This window comes from Kluyvera sp., assembly GCF_047971185.1.
In the GTDB taxonomy this organism is placed as follows: domain Bacteria; phylum Pseudomonadota; class Gammaproteobacteria; order Enterobacterales; family Enterobacteriaceae; genus Kluyvera.
Genome location: NZ_JBKDZH010000015.1, coordinates 1 through 14854 on the forward strand (window position 1 = coordinate 1; position 14854 = coordinate 14854).

Sequence of the window (14854 nt, forward strand, 5' to 3'; positions counted from 1 at the left end):
GCAATCATGGGTGCGATCTCTGGTGCGCACCACGTAAATCAGATGGCTGAGCACTATGGTGTTCCGGTTATCCTGCACACTGACCACTGCGCGAAGAAACTGCTGCCGTGGATCGACGGTCTGCTGGACGCAGGTGAAAAACACTTCGCGGCGACCGGTAAACCGCTGTTCTCTTCTCACATGATCGACCTGTCTGAAGAGTCTCTGGAAGAGAACATCGAAATCTGCTCCAAATACCTGGCGCGCATGGCCAAAATGGGCATGACCCTGGAAATCGAACTGGGCTGCACCGGTGGCGAAGAAGACGGCGTGGACAACAGCCACATGGACGCTTCTGCCCTGTACACCCAGCCGGAAGACGTTGATTACGCGTACACCGAGCTGAGCAAAATCAGCCCGCGTTTCACCATCGCCGCTTCCTTCGGTAACGTACACGGCGTATACAAGCCGGGTAACGTGGTTCTGACCCCGACCATCCTGCGCGATTCTCAGGAATATGTTTCTAAGAAACACAACCTGCCGCACAACAGCCTGAACTTCGTATTCCACGGCGGTTCCGGTTCTACTGCTCAGGAAATCAAAGACTCCGTAAGCTACGGCGTTATCAAAATGAACATCGATACCGATACCCAGTGGGCAACCTGGGACGGTATTCTGCAGTACTACAAAGCGAACGAAGCTTACCTGCAGGGCCAGCTGGGCAACCCGAAAGGCGAAGACCAGCCGAACAAGAAATACTACGATCCGCGCGTATGGCTGCGTGCCGCTCAGACGTCCATGGTGACCCGTCTGGAGCAGGCTTTCACTGAACTGAACGCGAAAGACGTTCTGTAAGAAAAGCCTGATTTTTGCCGAAAAGCCCGCCGTATGGCGGGCTTTTTTTATTGTTTTTTCAAAACGATGCACGGGCATTAAAACGTGATCAACTTGGCAAATCTCTCATTTTTTGTTTACCCTTTATACCTGCCTGCGTTTTTGCAGGCCGCTTTTAGTTTCCCATCCGGGTATCCATAAGGAATATTGAATGGAAGATTTAAACGTTGTCGATAGCATAAATGACGCTGGTTCATGGCTGGCGCGCAACCAGGAATTACTGCTGAGCTATGCGGTCAATATCGTTGCGGCAATCGCGATAATCATTGTGGGGATGATTGCCGCGCGCGTTATCTCCAATACCGTCAACCGCCTGATGCTGGCGCGTAAAATTGATGCTACCGTCGCAGATTTCCTCTCCGCGCTGGTGCGCTATGCGGTAATTGCCTTTACGCTGATTGCAGCGCTCGGCCGCGTGGGCGTGCAGACCGCTTCCGTCATCGCCGTACTTGGTGCCGCCGGTTTAGCCGTCGGTCTGGCGTTACAGGGCTCGCTCTCTAACCTCGCCGCTGGCGTACTGCTGGTGATGTTCCGTCCGTTCCGCGCGGGTGAGTATGTCGATCTGGGCGGCGTGGCCGGTACCGTGCTGAACGTGCAGATTTTCTCCACCACTATGCGTACCCTCGACGGTAAAATTGTGGTGATCCCAAACGGCAAAATTATCGCCGGCAATATTATTAACTTCTCCCGCGAACCAGCCCGTCGTAATGAATTTATTATCGGCGTCTCTTACGATGCGGATATTGATAAGGTTAAGCAGATTCTGACTTCTATTGTTGAATCAGAGAGCCGCATTCTGAAAGATCGCGATATCACCGTGCGCCTGAATGAGCTGGCGCCGTCATCGGTCAACTTCGTGGTGCGCGCGTGGAGCCTTAGCGGCGACCTGCAAAACGTCTACTGGGACGTGCTTGAGCGCATCAAGCGTGAGTTCGACGCCAACGGTATCAGCTTCCCTTACCCACAGCTTGATGTGAATATGAAGCAGGAAAAACCTTCCGCTGAATAACACCTTGCTGTTAAACAATGCCGGACTGACGTTCGGCATTTTTTATGGCTCATTGCATTAGCTTTGCTTATAACCTATTAATAATATCCATTTCCTCTAATGATTGTATCGCGATATAGTCAGCGCCACTCCTGAACGGCATGAAGAAAAACATCGTGATATCTTATTATTTTCAAGGTCTTGTGCTTGGCGCGGCCATGATACTCCCCCTCGGCCCGCAGAATGCGTTTGTCATGAATCAGGGCATTCGTCGCCAGTACCACCTGATGATTGCGCTGCTGTGCGCGGTGAGCGATCTGCTGCTTATCTGCGCGGGGGTATTCGGCGGCAGCGCGCTGCTGATGTCTTCGCCGTGGCTGCTGGCGCTGGTCACCTGGGGCGGGGTAGCGTTTCTGCTGTGGTATGGCTTCGGGGCGCTGAAAACCGCGATGGGCAGCAATATTGAACTGGCGACCGCCGAGGTCATGAAGCAGGGGCGCTGGAAAATTATCGCTACTATGCTGGCGGTCACGTGGCTCAACCCGCACGTTTATCTCGACACCTTCGTCGTGCTGGGCAGCTTAGGCGGCCAGCTGGATGCGGTGCCGAAACGCTGGTTCGCGCTGGGGACTATCAGCGCCTCCTTCCTGTGGTTCTTCGCGCTTGCGCTACTGGCGGCCTGGCTGGCACCGCGTTTGCGCACGGCGAAAGCACAGCGCATCATTAACCTCGTGGTAGGCATCGTGATGTGGATTATTGCTTTCCAGCTGGCGAAAGAGGGCGTTGGGCACCTGCACGCGCTCTTTAACTAAGCCTCATCTGATGGACTTTCTCCTGGCAGCGGCTAAGCTTGCAGGCAAGACCCCCGTTGTCGGGTGATAACCAAGGAGATACAACAGTGAAGTTTAAAGTGATGGCTTTGGCCGCAGCAATCGGGTTTAGCGCTATGTCCGTACAGGCCAACGAGTTGCCTGATGGCCCGCATATTGTCACGTCGGGGACGGCGAGCGTGGCGGCGGTGCCGGATATCGCGACGCTGGCCATCGAAGTGAATATTGCCGCGAAAGACGCGGCGAGCGCCAAGAAGCAGGCCGACCAGCGCGTTGCGCAATACCTCTCCTTTCTTGAGCAAAACGGCGTAGCCAAAACCGACATCAGCTCTGCTAACCTGCGTACCCAGCCGGATTATGATTACCAGAACGGTAAAAGCGTGCTGAAGGGCTACCGCGCGGTGCGTTCAGTCGAAGTGACGCTGCGCCAGCTGGATAAGCTGAATTCGCTGCTGGACGGCGCGTTGAAGGCAGGGCTGAATGAAATCCGCTCCGTGTCGCTGGGCGTGGCAAAACCGGACGCCTACAAAGACAAAGCGCGTAAAGCGGCGATTGATGATGCGATCCACCAGGCGCAGTCGCTGGCCGCAGGTTTCCACAGCAAGCTGGGGCCGGTGTATAGTGTGCGCTACCATGTCTCTAACTATCAGCCAAGCCCGATGGTGCGCATGATGAAGGCCGATGCTGCGCCGGTTTCCGCCCAGGAAACTTACGAGCAGCCGACGATTCAGTTTGATGATCAGGTGGATGTGGTGTTCCAGCTGCAGCCAGCGCAGGCCGCGGCCCCCGCAGCCGCTCCAGAACCTGCCGCCGCACCGGCCGCTGCGAAGTAATCCTGCCAACCCCTCGCCACGCGAGGGGTTTTTCTTTGCGCTTAGTCCTGACGCAATACCTTATGCCCATAGGCCAGCAGCGCATCGGTGACTTTGCGCATCATGCGGCTTTCCGGCGCAAAGCGGTGCCAGTACAGCATCCGGCGCTGGAACAGGCCGGGGGTGAGGTCGATCAGTTCACCGCTGGCGAGCTCTTTCTCAATCTGCAGGTGCGGAATCATACAGCAGGTGGTGCCCTGACGGGCCAGCTGCACGAACGCTTCCGACGAGTTCACAATGTGGCACGGCACGCTGCCCGGCGGCAGGTCGAAGTTTTGCTGTAAAAACGCCTGATGCATATCGTCCAGATGGTCGAAGGCCACGGCGGGCGCTTTCAGCAGCGCTGAGCGGGTGACGCCGTTGGGGAAGTAGCGCTCAGCGAACGCTCTGGAGCCGACGAACAAGTAGTCCAGCGCGCCGAGCTGATCGACCAGGCAGCTTGGCAGCGCCTGTGGCTGAATACTCACCGCGCCCACCACTTCACCGCGACGCAGGCGCTCCTGGGTGCGGGTTTCATCCTCAACCTGAAGATTCAGACGAATAGGGGAGTTGGCCAGCACGTCAGCCAGCGCGGGCAGCAGCCAGGTCGCCAGACTGTCGGCGTTGACCGCCAGCGACAGCAGCAGCGGCGTGGAGCCGGTCTGCTCGTCGCCCAGCCACTCTTCTTCCAGCAGCTCAACCTGACGCAGCAGCGCCAGCAGCTTTTGCCCCTGCTCGGTAGGGCGCGGCGGCACGGTGCGCACCAGCAGCGGCTGTCCGAACATGTTCTCAAGCTGCTTAATGCGCTGAGAAACGGCGGACTGAGTGATGCACAGTTTCTGCGCGGCGCGCTCAAACCCACGTTCCCTGATAACGGCATCCAGCGCCTGTAGTGTTCTGTAGTCCGGACGTTTCATTGCTCTGAGATACTCCCCTATAGGTGTTATCACGCACTATGACATAAATTTACCCTGGATACAGACGAAATTAATTTGCCATTTACTGTGAAGTTGTTCACGAGTTACATCTTTCATCCGCCAGACCTATGGGTCGAATTAGGGCGGGGTTCTGTTCTATAATGCGCGCCAGTTGATGACACCACAGGCGAAAACGATCATGACGCAGGATGAACTGAAAAAAGCAGTAGGCTGGGCGGCACTTCAATATGTACAGCCGGGTACGATTGTCGGTGTAGGTACGGGGTCTACCGCGGCGCACTTTATTGACGCGCTGGGCACGATGAAGGGCCAGATCGAGGGCGCGGTCTCAAGCTCAGATGCCTCAACCGAGAAGCTGAAAAGCCTCGGCATCACCGTTTTCGACCTGAATGAAGTTGACCGTCTGGGCATCTACGTTGACGGCGCGGATGAAATCAACGGCCATATGCAGATGATCAAAGGCGGCGGCGCGGCGCTGACGCGCGAGAAAATCATTGCTTCGGTTGCCGATAAATTTATCTGTATCGCCGATGCTTCCAAGCAGGTCGATATCCTCGGCAACTTCCCGCTGCCGGTTGAAGTGATCCCGATGGCGCGCAGCGCCGTGGCACGTGAACTGGTCAAACTTGGCGGCCGTCCGGAGTATCGCCAGGGCGTGGTGACCGATAACGGCAACGTTATTCTCGACGTTCACGGCCTGGAAATCCTCGACGCTATCGCGCTGGAAAACGCCATTAATGGCATTCCGGGCGTGGTAACCGTGGGCCTGTTTGCTAACCGCGGCGCCGACGTCGCGCTGATTGGCACCGCCGACGGTGTGAAAACCATTACTAAATGATCTGACCCAGGGGAATGACAAATTCCCCTATTTTTTTTTACTGAGGCTGAATTTGGTGACTTGTGTCACATTTCAACCTTCCGCCTGATTAACATCCCACGTTTATCTTCCCGGTTAGCATTTTATGCTGGCATTTCTCCCTGCATGAGCCTTCTGCATGATGCCGACGCAAACGTTCATATTGCCGCAATAATTTTTTTTGATATGTTGCTTAGGTGAACTTTCGTTCACCACAACATCAGTAAAACAAAGACAGGACGGGGAAATGGCTAAGGTATCACTGGAAAAAGACAAAATTAAATTTCTGCTGGTGGAAGGCGTGCACCAGAAGGCGCTGGATAGCCTTCGCGCAGCAGGTTACACCAATATCGAATTTCACAAGGGTGCGCTGGATAGCGAACAGCTGAAAGAGTCTGCCCGTGATGCCCATTTCATCGGCCTGCGTTCCCGTACTCAACTGACGGAAGAGATCTTTGCCGCCGCTGAGAAGCTGGTCGCGGTGGGCTGTTTCTGTATCGGCACCAACCAGGTGGACCTGAAAGCGGCGGCCAAACGCGGCGTGCCGGTATTTAACGCGCCGTTCTCGAATACCCGTTCCGTTGCCGAGCTGGTGATTGGCGAGCTGCTGCTGCTGCTGCGCGGTATTCCGGAGGCCAACGCCAAAGCGCACCGCGGCGTGTGGAACAAACTGGCCGCGGGCTCCTATGAAGCTCGTGGTAAAAAGCTGGGGATTATCGGCTACGGCCACATCGGTACTCAGCTTGGCATCCTGGCGGAGTCGCTGGGGATGCACGTCTACTTCTATGATATTGAAAGCAAACTGCCGCTGGGTAATGCCACCCAGGTGCAGCACCTTTCCGACCTGCTGAACATGAGCGACGTGGTGAGCCTGCACGTGCCGGAAAACGCCTCCACCAAAAACATGATGGGTGCGGAAGAGCTGGCGCTGATGAAGCCGGGCGCGCTGTTGATTAACGCCTCTCGCGGTACGGTTGTTGAGATTCCTGCGCTGTGCGACGCGCTGGCGCGTAAGCACCTGGCGGGGGCGGCCATCGACGTCTTCCCAACCGAACCGGCGACCAACAGCGACCCGTTCACCTCGCCGCTGTGCGAGTTTGATAACGTGATTCTGACGCCGCACATCGGCGGTTCAACTCAGGAAGCGCAGGAGAATATCGGCCTGGAAGTGGCGGGTAAACTGATTAAGTACTCTGACAACGGCTCTACGCTGTCGGCCGTGAACTTCCCGGACGTGTCGCTGCCGCTGCACGGCGGCCGTCGTCTGCTGCACATCCACGAAAACCGTCCCGGCGTGCTGACCGCGCTCAACCAGATTTTCGCCGATCAGGGCGTCAACATCGCCGCGCAGTATCTGCAAACCACGCCGCAGATGGGCTATGTGGTTATCGATATTGAAGCTGAAGAAGATGTGGCGCAGAAAGCGCTGCAGAGCATGAAGGCGATTCCTGGCACCGTTCGCGCTCGCCTGCTGTACTGATTTTCCCGCACGGATCAAACGGGCAGACCACTGGTCTGCCCGTTTTTTTTCGCCTTTTTGCAACGCGTACATTCACTTTACGCGCCTCGCCGCAAACGGTGATTAAAGGCGCCGCCGCGCATTGTGTCTTAGCAAAAGGGATTTACGATGGGGGCTCAGCATGGGGCTGAAACGGCAAAGCCCCTACCGAAGCAGGGGCCTTGAAAGGAAAGGGACAATGATGAGACTGGTCATCATACTGCTGATTCTGTTAATCATCGCTCTGCCAGCATATTAACAGTATGAACGCAGGAGGGAGGTTCGCCTCCCTCACCCTTTACCGAGGAATGTAGGTCAAAAAAACGACGCTGTCAATTGCCTGAATCGGCCTACCACTGCCACACTTTTGACGGTGTGATCGCCGCGGGCAGGGGGATATCCCACTGCTCCACCGGCAGCGCGTCAACCTGCTGACAATCGTGGGCGTAGCCGACGGGCTGAATGCCGTGCTGCTGCCAGTTTTGTAGCGTTCGGTCATAGAAACCACCGCCCATACCCAGCCGTTGCCCCTGTTCGTCAAAGGCGACCAGCGGGGTAATCAGCACATCCAGCTGGTTCAACGGCAGCACGTCGCGCACGTCGAGCTGCGGTTCACGGATCTTCAGACGGTTCATTACCAGCTCACTGTGCGGATGATAGTGCAGAAACAGCAGGTTGCCGGGGCTGAAAGGGTGAAGGACCGGCAGATAGACGCGTTTGCCCGCCCGCCAGAGCTGTTCAATCAGCGGCTGTGTGTCGAGTTCACCGTCAAAAGAGAGAAACACGGCCACGGTCTGCGCCATCACCACCGGAGGCCAGGCCATCATGCGGGCGGCGGCCTGCTGGCCGAAAAGCGTTTGCTGCTGCGGCGTAAGTGCGCGACGACGCTGCCGGATAAGCTGGCGAATTTCTTGTCGGGAGTGGGGTGTTGCTGAACGTGATGTCATAAGACCGGGTAGGTAGAAGGGGAATCTCCGAGATGCCGCCGCAGGCTGTAACCCTTGAACCCTTGGTTCAAGGTGAATGCGTCGTCACAGTTTTAAGGCTTCTCGGACGGACCGAGCATGCTCACCAACCATGGAGCGCCACATTCTTGTGGTATGAAATATCGGCTCAGGGGACTGGCCCGCTTGCGAACATCTCAGAGAAATTTTGTCTTCACAGTCACTCTACCATAGTAAACTGCAAAGTGTTATTCAAAGTTTGGTGCTGACTTATCGGATATGCGACCCTGGTCAAGCAACGCTTGTTCAATGGTCTGTTGTAGCATCCGAATGCGCTGTTCCATGCTTGAAGCATAGTCGCGCGTTTTCGCCCTTTCCTGAGTTAACTCGTAGCTGATGTTCAACGCGGCGATGAAAACCAGCTGCTCAGTATTTGTGACTCTAGTGCGTTCTTTCAGATCTTGCAACCGCTGATTCAGATCGTCCGCGGCCTGATTCAGAGCATCTCTTTGTTCAGGCGGGCAATTCACTCGTAGTGAACGGCCAAAAATTTGGATATCGACGGGTTGTGCAGACATGCCACCTTCCTGCTGATTGACTGCGCGTCCTTCACTCTCAGGATGTGAAGGGGCGACACTATAGCTACCCTGGTATGAAGTTACAAGCCCTTTTCTGGTATCTCCAGGGTCCAAAGTGGTAGCATACCATGAATTCCACCCAACAATGACGAATGCGCATGTCTATACAGAACGAAATGCCTGGTTACACCCTGCTGAACCAGCTGTTAAACCAACAAGGGGTAGGCCTGACGCCTGCGGAAATGCACGGTCTGCTCAGCGGTTTGCTCTGCGGCGGAAACAAAGACAGCTCATGGCAGCCGCTGGTTCACGACCTGACCAACGAAGGTCTGGCGTTTGGCCACGAGCTTGCCGAATCGCTGCGTTCCATGCATGCGGCCACCAGCGACGCGCTGGAAGACGACGGCTTCCTTTTTCAGCTTTATCTGCCTGACGGCGACGACGTCAGCGTGTTTGACCGCGCCGACGCGCTCTCCGGCTGGGTGAATCACTTCCTGCTTGGCCTGGGCATGGTTCAGCCGAAGCTGGAGAAAGTGAAAGGTGAAGCGGGCGAAGCCATTGACGATCTTCGAAATATTGCGCAACTTGGCTATGAAGAAGATGAAGATCAGGAAGAGCTGGAGATGTCGCTGGAAGAAATTATCGAATACGTTCGCGTAGCGGCGCTGCTGTGCCACGAGACGTTCACCCACCCGCAGCCGACGGCACCAGAAGTCCGGAAACCTACCTTACACTAAACATAATACCTGCTCTGCGTGTTGCAGCGCGAAGGGATTGAAAGGAGATGTCATGACACAGCAAGCGTTTCTCCGCCGCCGCCAGGCACTGCTGGCGCAAATGAAGCCAGGCAGCGCGGCGCTGATTTTTGCCGCGCCAGAGGTGACGCGCAGCGCGGATTCTGAGTATCCCTATCGCCAGAACAGCGATTTCTGGTACTTCACCGGCTTTAACGAGCCCGAAGCCTTGCTGGTGCTGATTAAAAGCGATGACACCCACAATCACAGCGTGTTGTTCAATCGCGTTCGCGACCTGACAGCGGAGATCTGGTTTGGTCGCCGTCTGGGGCAGGACGCGGCGCCGGAAAAACTGGGCGTCGACCGCGCGCTGGCGTTCAGCGAAATCAACCAGCAGCTGTTCCAGCTGCTGAACGGCCTGGATGTGATTTACCATGCCCAGGGCGAATATGCATGGGCGGATGAGATTGTGTTCACCGCGCTGGACAAGCTGCGCAAAGGTTCACGCCAGAATCTGGTCGCGCCGGACTCGATGATCGACTGGCGCCCGATGGTGCACGAAATGCGTCTGTTCAAAGACAGCGAAGAAATTGACATCCTGCGCCGCGCCGGCGAAATCAGCGCGCTGGCGCACACCCGCGCGATGGAAAAATGCCGTCCGGGGATGTTTGAATATCAGCTGGAAGGCGAGATTCTGCACGAATTCACTCGCCACGGCGCGCGTTTCCCGTCCTATAACACCATCGTCGGCGGCGGCGAGAACGGCTGTATCCTGCACTACACCGAAAATGAATCGGAACTGCGCGACGGCGAGCTGGTGCTGATTGACGCGGGCTGTGAATACAAAGGCTATGCCGGTGACATCACCCGAACCTTCCCGGTAAACGGCAAATTCACCCCGGCGCAGCGTGCTATCTACGACATCGTGCTGGCCTCGCTGTACAAAGCGCTCGAGCTGTACCGCCCGGGCACCTCCATTCAGGAAGTGACCGGCGAAGTGGTGCGTATCATGGTGACCGGCCTGCATGGCCTGGGGATCCTCAAAGGTGAAATTGACCAGCTGATCGCCGACAACGCGCACCGTCCGTACTTTATGCACGGCCTGAGCCACTGGCTGGGGCTGGACGTTCACGATGTGGGCGTGTACGGCGCTGAGCGCTCTCGCGTGCTGGAACCGGGTATGGTGCTGACCGTTGAGCCGGGCCTGTATATTGCGCCGGACGCCGACGTACCGGCGGAATATCGCGGCATTGGGATTCGTATTGAAGACGACATTCTGATTACCGAAGACGGCAATGAAAACCTGACGGCCAGCGTTGTGAAGAATGCGGACGACATCGAGGCGCTGATGGCGGCGGCGCGCCAGCTATGAGCCTGATTATTGTCGGCGGCGGGATGACCGGCGCCACGCTGGCGCTGGCGGTATCGCAGCTGACGGCAGGCCGTCTGCCGGTGCATCTGATTGAGGCGGCGGATATCGACGCCGCACAGCATCCGGGCTTTGATGCCCGGGCGATCGCGCTGGCGGCGGGCACCTGTCAGCAGCTGGCGAAAATTAATCTGTGGCAGGCGATAGCCGATTGCGCCACCCCGATTACCACCGTGCACGTCAGCGATCGCGGCCACGCCGGGTTTGTCACGTTGAACGCCGACGATTATCGCCTGGCGGCGCTGGGCAACGTGGTTGAACTGCACGACGTCGGCCAGCGGCTGTTTGCTCTGCTGCGCCGCGCGCCCGGTGTGACGCTGCACTGCCCGTCGCGCGTGGCGCAGGTTGAGCGTCACAGCGACGGCGTAAACGTCACCCTCGATAGCGGCGAAACCCTGCGCGGCAAGCTGCTGGTGGCCGCCGACGGTTCGCGCTCGATGCTTGGCGAACGGTGCGGCATTCACTGGCAGCAGGAGCCGTATAACCAGCTGGCGGTGATTGCTAACGTCACCACCGCCGTCCCGCATCAGGGGCGTGCGTTTGAACGCTTTACCGAGCACGGCCCGCTGGCGATGCTGCCGATGTCGCATAACCGCTGCTCGCTGGTGTGGTGCCATCCGCGCGATCGTCACGATGAGGTGCTCGGTTGGTCCGATGCGCGTTTCTGCGACGAACTGCAGCGGGCGTTCGGTTGGCGTTTAGGCCGCATTACTCAGGCCGGGGCGCGCAGCGTGTACCCGCTATCGTTGACCACCGCCACGCGCACGGTTTCGCACCGTCTGGCGCTGGTGGGCAACGCCGCGCAGACGCTGCATCCTATCGCCGGGCAGGGCTTTAATCTTGGCCTGCGCGATGTGATGACGCTGGCGGAGAACCTGGCGCAGGCGCAGGCCGCGCGGCAGGATATCGGCGACTATGCGTTGTTGTGCCAGTACCAGCGTCAGCGGGCGGAGGATAAAGCCGCCACCATCGGCGTTACCGATGGGCTGGTGCATCTGTTTGCTAACCGTTGGGCCCCGCTGGTTGTCGGGCGCAACGTGGGGCTGATGGCGATGGAATTATTTACCCCTGCCCGTGATGTGCTGGCGCAGCGGACGCTGGGCTGGGTTGCCCGTTAAGAGCTGTAAGGAGTGAATGTGCAAAGTGTTGATGTTGCCATCGTAGGCGGTGGTATGGTCGGGCTGGCGGTGGCCTGCGGGTTACAGGGCAGCGGCCTGCGGGTTGCCGTGCTGGAACAATCTCTGCCGCAAGCGTTGGCCGCCGATGCGCCGCCCGCGCTGCGCGTGTCCGCCATAAATGCCGGCAGTGAAAAACTGCTGTCGAAGCTGGACGTCTGGCAGGCGATTGTCGCCCAGCGCGCCAGCCGCTACCACGGCATGGAAGTGTGGGATAAAGACAGCTTTGGCCGCATTGCGTTTGACGATCGCAGCATGGGCTACAGTCATCTGGGGCATATTGTTGAAAACGCGGTGATCCATCATGCGTTATGGCAGAAAGCCGAGCGTAGCGCCGACGTCACGCTGATGGCCCCGGCTGAACTCCAGCAGGTGGCGTGGGGCGAAAATGAGGCGTTTCTGACGCTGAAAGACGGCAGTATGTTGACCGCGCGTCTGGTGGTGGGGGCCGATGGCGCCAACTCGTGGCTGCGCAGCAAGGCCGATATTCCGCTGACCTTCTGGGATTATCGCCATCACGCGCTGGTGGCGACCGTGCGGACGGAAGAGCCGCACGAGGCGGTTGCGCGCCAGAGCTTCCACGGCGACGGCATCCTGGCTTTTCTGCCGCTCAGCGATCCGCATCTGTGTTCTATCGTCTGGTCGCTGTCGCCGGAAGAGGCGCAGCGTATGCAGCAGGCGGATGAAAGCGAGTTCAACAAAGCGTTGAATATCGCCTTTGATAACCGTCTGGGGCTGTGCCAGGTGGAGAGCGAACGCCAGATTTATCCGCTGACCGGCCGCTACGCGCGCCAGTTCGCCGCGCATCGTCTGGCGCTGGTGGGCGACGCCGCGCACACCATTCATCCGCTAGCGGGGCAGGGCGTAAACCTGGGCTTTATGGACGCTGCCGAGCTGATTGACGAGCTGAAACGCCTGCACGCGCAGGGCAAAGATATCGGCCAGCATTTTTATCTGCGCCGCTACGAGCGCAGCCGCAAGCACAGCGCCGCGCTGATGCTGGCGGGAATGCAGGGCTTCCGCGAACTCTTTGCCGGCGAAAACACGGCGAAAAAGCTGCTGCGCGATATTGGTCTTAAACTCGCCGATACGCTGCCCGGCGTAAAACCGCAGCTGATTCGTCAGGCGATGGGCCTCAATGACCTGCCGGAGTGGCTTCGTTAAGTCGCTCACACTTTTACTCCCGGCTGCTCTGCCGGGAGTCCCTCCCCTCATTTGAAAAATTCTAATTTCACGCCATTTTTCGCATTAGTTTTATTAATCCATCAAATTTTATGTTACGGGAAAGTCGCCCTGTTTTTCGCAGGAAATATTATCTTATGCTGAATTGTTAACCGTTATTGTTAATTAAATGTGGTGTAATTCGCTTTTTTCCAGTTGATTCCTCTGTATGCTTTTTGGCGGCTTTTAGCCATAAGCTAATGTGATGCCCCCTTTTTCCTGATGGTTTAGCACGGTGTTCGGTGGTAAGTTCAGGGAAAAGAGAACGTTTGCGTCGGTGCCTGGACGGGCGTCGGCGCGTGTTTTTGTGGTGCGATATATTCAACGAGGACATGATGGCTCAACAAACGCCTTTGTATGACCAGCACGTGTTATGTGGCGCGCGTATGGTGGATTTCCACGGCTGGATGATGCCGCTGCACTATGGCTCGCAGATTGATGAGCACCACGCGGTGCGTACCGACGCCGGGATGTTCGATGTGTCGCACATGACCATCGTCGACCTGCACGGCCCGCGTACCCGCGAGTTTCTCCGCTATCTGCTGGCCAACGACGTGGCGAAGCTCACGAAGCCCGGCAAGGCGCTTTATAGCGGTATGCTAAACGCATCGGGCGGCGTGATTGATGACCTGATCGTTTACTACTTCACCGAAGATTTCTTCCGCCTCGTCGTTAACTCCGCCACCCGCGAAAAAGACCTCTCCTGGATTACCCAACACGCTGAACCTTACGCCATTGATATCACCGTCCGCGACGATCTGTCGCTGATCGCGGTACAGGGGCCGAACGCGCAGGCGAAAGCGGCCACGCTGTTTAGCGATGAGCAGCGCCGCGCGGTAGAAGGCATGAAGCCGTTCTTCGGCGTGCAGGCGGGTGATTTGTTTATCGCCACCACCGGCTACACCGGCGAAGCGGGCTATGAAATTGCCCTGCCGAAAGCGCAGGCGGCAGATTTCTGGCAGCAGCTGGTGCAGGCGGGCGTGAAGCCATGCGGCCTGGGCGCGCGCGATACGCTGCGTTTAGAAGCCGGCATGAACCTGTACGGGCAGGAGATGGATGAAGGCGTCTCCCCGCTGGCGGCCAACATGGGCTGGACCATCGCCTGGGAACCGGCTGATCGCAACTTTATTGGCCGCGACGTGCTGGAGCTGGAACGCGAAAAAGGCACCGACCAGTTGGTGGGCCTGGTGATGACCGAAAAAGGCGTGCTGCGCGGCGAACTGCCGGTGCGTTTTACCGATGAGAACGGCAATCCGCGCGAAGGTGTGATCACCAGCGGGACTTTCTCGCCGACCTTAGGCCATAGTATTGCGCTGGCTCGCGTCCCTCAGGGCATCGGCGAGACGGCGATTGTGCAAATCCGTAACCGTGAAATGCCGGTGAAGGTCACCAAACCTGTTTTTGTACGTAACGGCAAGGCCGTGGCGTAAGCGATTATTATTCTGGAGATTTTTTGATGAGCAACGTACCAGCAGAACTGAAATACAGTAAAGAACACGAATGGCTGCGCAAAGAAGCGGACGGCAGCTACACCGTTGGCATCACCGAGCACGCGCAGGAATTACTGGGCGACATGGTGTTCGTTGATCTGCCGGAAGTCGGCGCTACCGTTAGCGCGGGTGACGACTGTGCGGTCGCGGAGTCCGTGAAAGCGGCGTCCGATATCTACGCGCCAATCAGCGGCGAAATCGTTGCGGTTAACGAAGAACTGGGTGATTCACCGGAGCTGGTAAACAGCGAACCCTACGCCGGCGGCTGGATCTTCAAGATCAAGGCCAGCGACGAAGCGGAAGTGGCCGCGCTGCTGGATGCCACCGCATACGAAGCCCTGTTAGAAGACGAGTAAGGTTGTGCCGGATGGCACTGCGTTTATCCGGCCTACATCCCGTAGGCCCGGTAAGCGGAGCGCCACCGGGCAAGTCAGTTAGACAATCACGAT

The 14854-nt window shown here is 57.5% G+C and carries 15 protein-coding genes and 1 other RNA gene; 12 read left to right on the forward strand and 4 right to left on the reverse strand.

Going from position 1 to position 14854, the window contains the following annotated elements:
* The 4 genes from fbaA to ACK5JN_RS03325 form a co-directional block, all read left to right on the forward strand.
* Nucleotides 1-834: class II fructose-bisphosphate aldolase (gene fbaA / locus ACK5JN_RS03310; RefSeq protein ID WP_416868855.1), on the forward strand; the 834-nt coding region annotated here is incomplete at its 5' end.
* 190 nt (nt 835-1024) lie between these two features.
* On the forward strand, nt 1025-1882 hold the full coding sequence (mscS, locus tag ACK5JN_RS03315; RefSeq protein ID WP_416868856.1) for a small-conductance mechanosensitive channel MscS: 858 nt from the start codon (nt 1025-1027) through the stop codon (nt 1880-1882).
* 155 nt (nt 1883-2037) lie between these two features.
* Nucleotides 2038-2673, forward strand: coding sequence for an arginine exporter ArgO (gene argO, locus ACK5JN_RS03320; protein WP_416868857.1), 636 nt, complete (start codon nt 2038-2040; stop codon nt 2671-2673).
* Between the two features lie 86 nt (nt 2674-2759).
* Nucleotides 2760-3524, forward strand: a complete 765-nt coding sequence (locus ACK5JN_RS03325) for an oxidative stress defense protein (protein WP_416868858.1) — start codon at nt 2760-2762, stop codon at nt 3522-3524.
* Between the two features lie 41 nt (nt 3525-3565).
* On the opposite strand, the gene argP is transcribed toward ACK5JN_RS03325, so the two are convergent.
* Nucleotides 3566-4459 carry a DNA-binding transcriptional regulator ArgP gene (argP, locus tag ACK5JN_RS03330; protein ID WP_416868859.1) on the reverse strand — a complete coding sequence of 298 codons (894 nt, stop codon included), beginning with the start codon at nt 4457-4459 and terminating at the stop codon, nt 3566-3568.
* 199 nt (nt 4460-4658) lie between these two features.
* Here argP and rpiA point away from each other — a divergent pair, with 199 nt between their 5' ends.
* Complete coding sequence (gene rpiA, locus ACK5JN_RS03335) at nt 4659-5318, forward strand: ribose-5-phosphate isomerase RpiA (protein ID WP_106926107.1); 660 nt, start codon at nt 4659-4661, stop codon at nt 5316-5318.
* A 265-nt stretch (nt 5319-5583) separates the two neighbouring features.
* Nucleotides 5584-6816 (forward strand): phosphoglycerate dehydrogenase, encoded by a 1233-nt coding sequence (gene serA, locus ACK5JN_RS03340; RefSeq protein ID WP_416868860.1) that lies wholly within the window; start codon nt 5584-5586, stop codon nt 6814-6816.
* A 368-nt stretch (nt 6817-7184) separates the two neighbouring features.
* Here the strand turns inward: serA and ACK5JN_RS03345 are convergent, their stop codons facing one another.
* The 3 genes from ACK5JN_RS03345 to zapA all read right to left on the reverse strand — a co-directional run bounded on the left by ACK5JN_RS03345 (nt 7185) and on the right by zapA (nt 8356).
* Entirely contained in the window at nt 7185-7781 is a 597-nt protein-coding gene (locus ACK5JN_RS03345) for a 5-formyltetrahydrofolate cyclo-ligase (RefSeq protein ID WP_416868861.1), read from the reverse strand.
* 20 nt (nt 7782-7801) lie between these two features.
* Nucleotides 7802-7985: non-coding RNA, 6S RNA (ssrS, locus tag ACK5JN_RS03350), on the reverse strand.
* Nucleotides 7986-8026: 41 nt separating this feature from the next.
* The gene (gene zapA / locus ACK5JN_RS03355; RefSeq protein ID WP_064542733.1) at nt 8027-8356 is read right to left on the reverse strand and encodes a cell division protein ZapA; all 330 of its coding nucleotides are present in this window, start codon (nt 8354-8356) and stop codon (nt 8027-8029) included.
* A gap of 158 nt (nt 8357-8514) precedes the next feature.
* Between zapA and ACK5JN_RS03360 the strand changes: the two genes are divergently transcribed.
* The 6 genes from ACK5JN_RS03360 to gcvH all read left to right on the forward strand — a co-directional run bounded on the left by ACK5JN_RS03360 (nt 8515) and on the right by gcvH (nt 14761).
* Nucleotides 8515-9093 (forward strand): YecA family protein, encoded by a 579-nt coding sequence (locus ACK5JN_RS03360; protein WP_416868862.1) that lies wholly within the window; start codon nt 8515-8517, stop codon nt 9091-9093.
* A 52-nt stretch (nt 9094-9145) separates the two neighbouring features.
* Nucleotides 9146-10462, forward strand: coding sequence for a Xaa-Pro aminopeptidase (gene pepP, locus ACK5JN_RS03365; RefSeq protein WP_416868863.1), 1317 nt, complete (start codon nt 9146-9148; stop codon nt 10460-10462).
* Entirely contained in the window at nt 10459-11637 is a 1179-nt protein-coding gene (gene ubiH, locus ACK5JN_RS03370; protein WP_416868864.1) for a 2-octaprenyl-6-methoxyphenyl hydroxylase, read from the forward strand. The genes pepP and ubiH overlap by 4 nt, the downstream gene beginning before the upstream one ends.
* A gap of 18 nt (nt 11638-11655) precedes the next feature.
* Complete coding sequence (gene ubiI, locus ACK5JN_RS03375; RefSeq protein ID WP_416868865.1) at nt 11656-12858, forward strand: FAD-dependent 2-octaprenylphenol hydroxylase; 1203 nt, start codon at nt 11656-11658, stop codon at nt 12856-12858.
* Nucleotides 12859-13250: 392 nt separating this feature from the next.
* Complete coding sequence (gcvT, locus tag ACK5JN_RS03380) at nt 13251-14345, forward strand: glycine cleavage system aminomethyltransferase GcvT (RefSeq protein WP_416868986.1); 1095 nt, start codon at nt 13251-13253, stop codon at nt 14343-14345.
* A gap of 26 nt (nt 14346-14371) precedes the next feature.
* Nucleotides 14372-14761: a glycine cleavage system protein GcvH gene (gcvH, locus tag ACK5JN_RS03385; RefSeq protein ID WP_064542751.1), complete on the forward strand. Its 390-nt coding sequence runs from the start codon at nt 14372-14374 to the stop codon at nt 14759-14761.
* Nucleotides 14762-14854 lie beyond the last annotated feature (93 nt).

Excerpts from the sequence above, each read along its gene's own strand:
- mscS (WP_416868856.1), top strand. The coding sequence starts at position 1,025 with ATGGAAGATTTAAACGTTGTCGATAGCATAAATGACGCTGGTTCATGG.
- argP (WP_416868859.1), bottom strand. The coding sequence starts at position 4,459 with ATGAAACGTCCGGACTACAGAACACTACAGGCGCTGGATGCCGTTATC.
- rpiA (WP_106926107.1), top strand. The coding sequence starts at position 4,659 with ATGACGCAGGATGAACTGAAAAAAGCAGTAGGCTGGGCGGCACTTCAA.
- serA (WP_416868860.1), top strand. The coding sequence starts at position 5,584 with ATGGCTAAGGTATCACTGGAAAAAGACAAAATTAAATTTCTGCTGGTG.
- ACK5JN_RS03345 (WP_416868861.1), bottom strand. The coding sequence starts at position 7,781 with ATGACATCACGTTCAGCAACACCCCACTCCCGACAAGAAATTCGCCAG.
- zapA (WP_064542733.1), bottom strand. The coding sequence starts at position 8,356 with ATGTCTGCACAACCCGTCGATATCCAAATTTTTGGCCGTTCACTACGA.
- ACK5JN_RS03360 (WP_416868862.1), top strand. The coding sequence starts at position 8,515 with ATGTCTATACAGAACGAAATGCCTGGTTACACCCTGCTGAACCAGCTG.
- pepP (WP_416868863.1), top strand. The coding sequence starts at position 9,146 with ATGACACAGCAAGCGTTTCTCCGCCGCCGCCAGGCACTGCTGGCGCAA.
- ubiH (WP_416868864.1), top strand. The coding sequence starts at position 10,459 with ATGAGCCTGATTATTGTCGGCGGCGGGATGACCGGCGCCACGCTGGCG.
- gcvT (WP_416868986.1), top strand. The coding sequence starts at position 13,251 with ATGGCTCAACAAACGCCTTTGTATGACCAGCACGTGTTATGTGGCGCG.
- gcvH (WP_064542751.1), top strand. The coding sequence starts at position 14,372 with ATGAGCAACGTACCAGCAGAACTGAAATACAGTAAAGAACACGAATGG.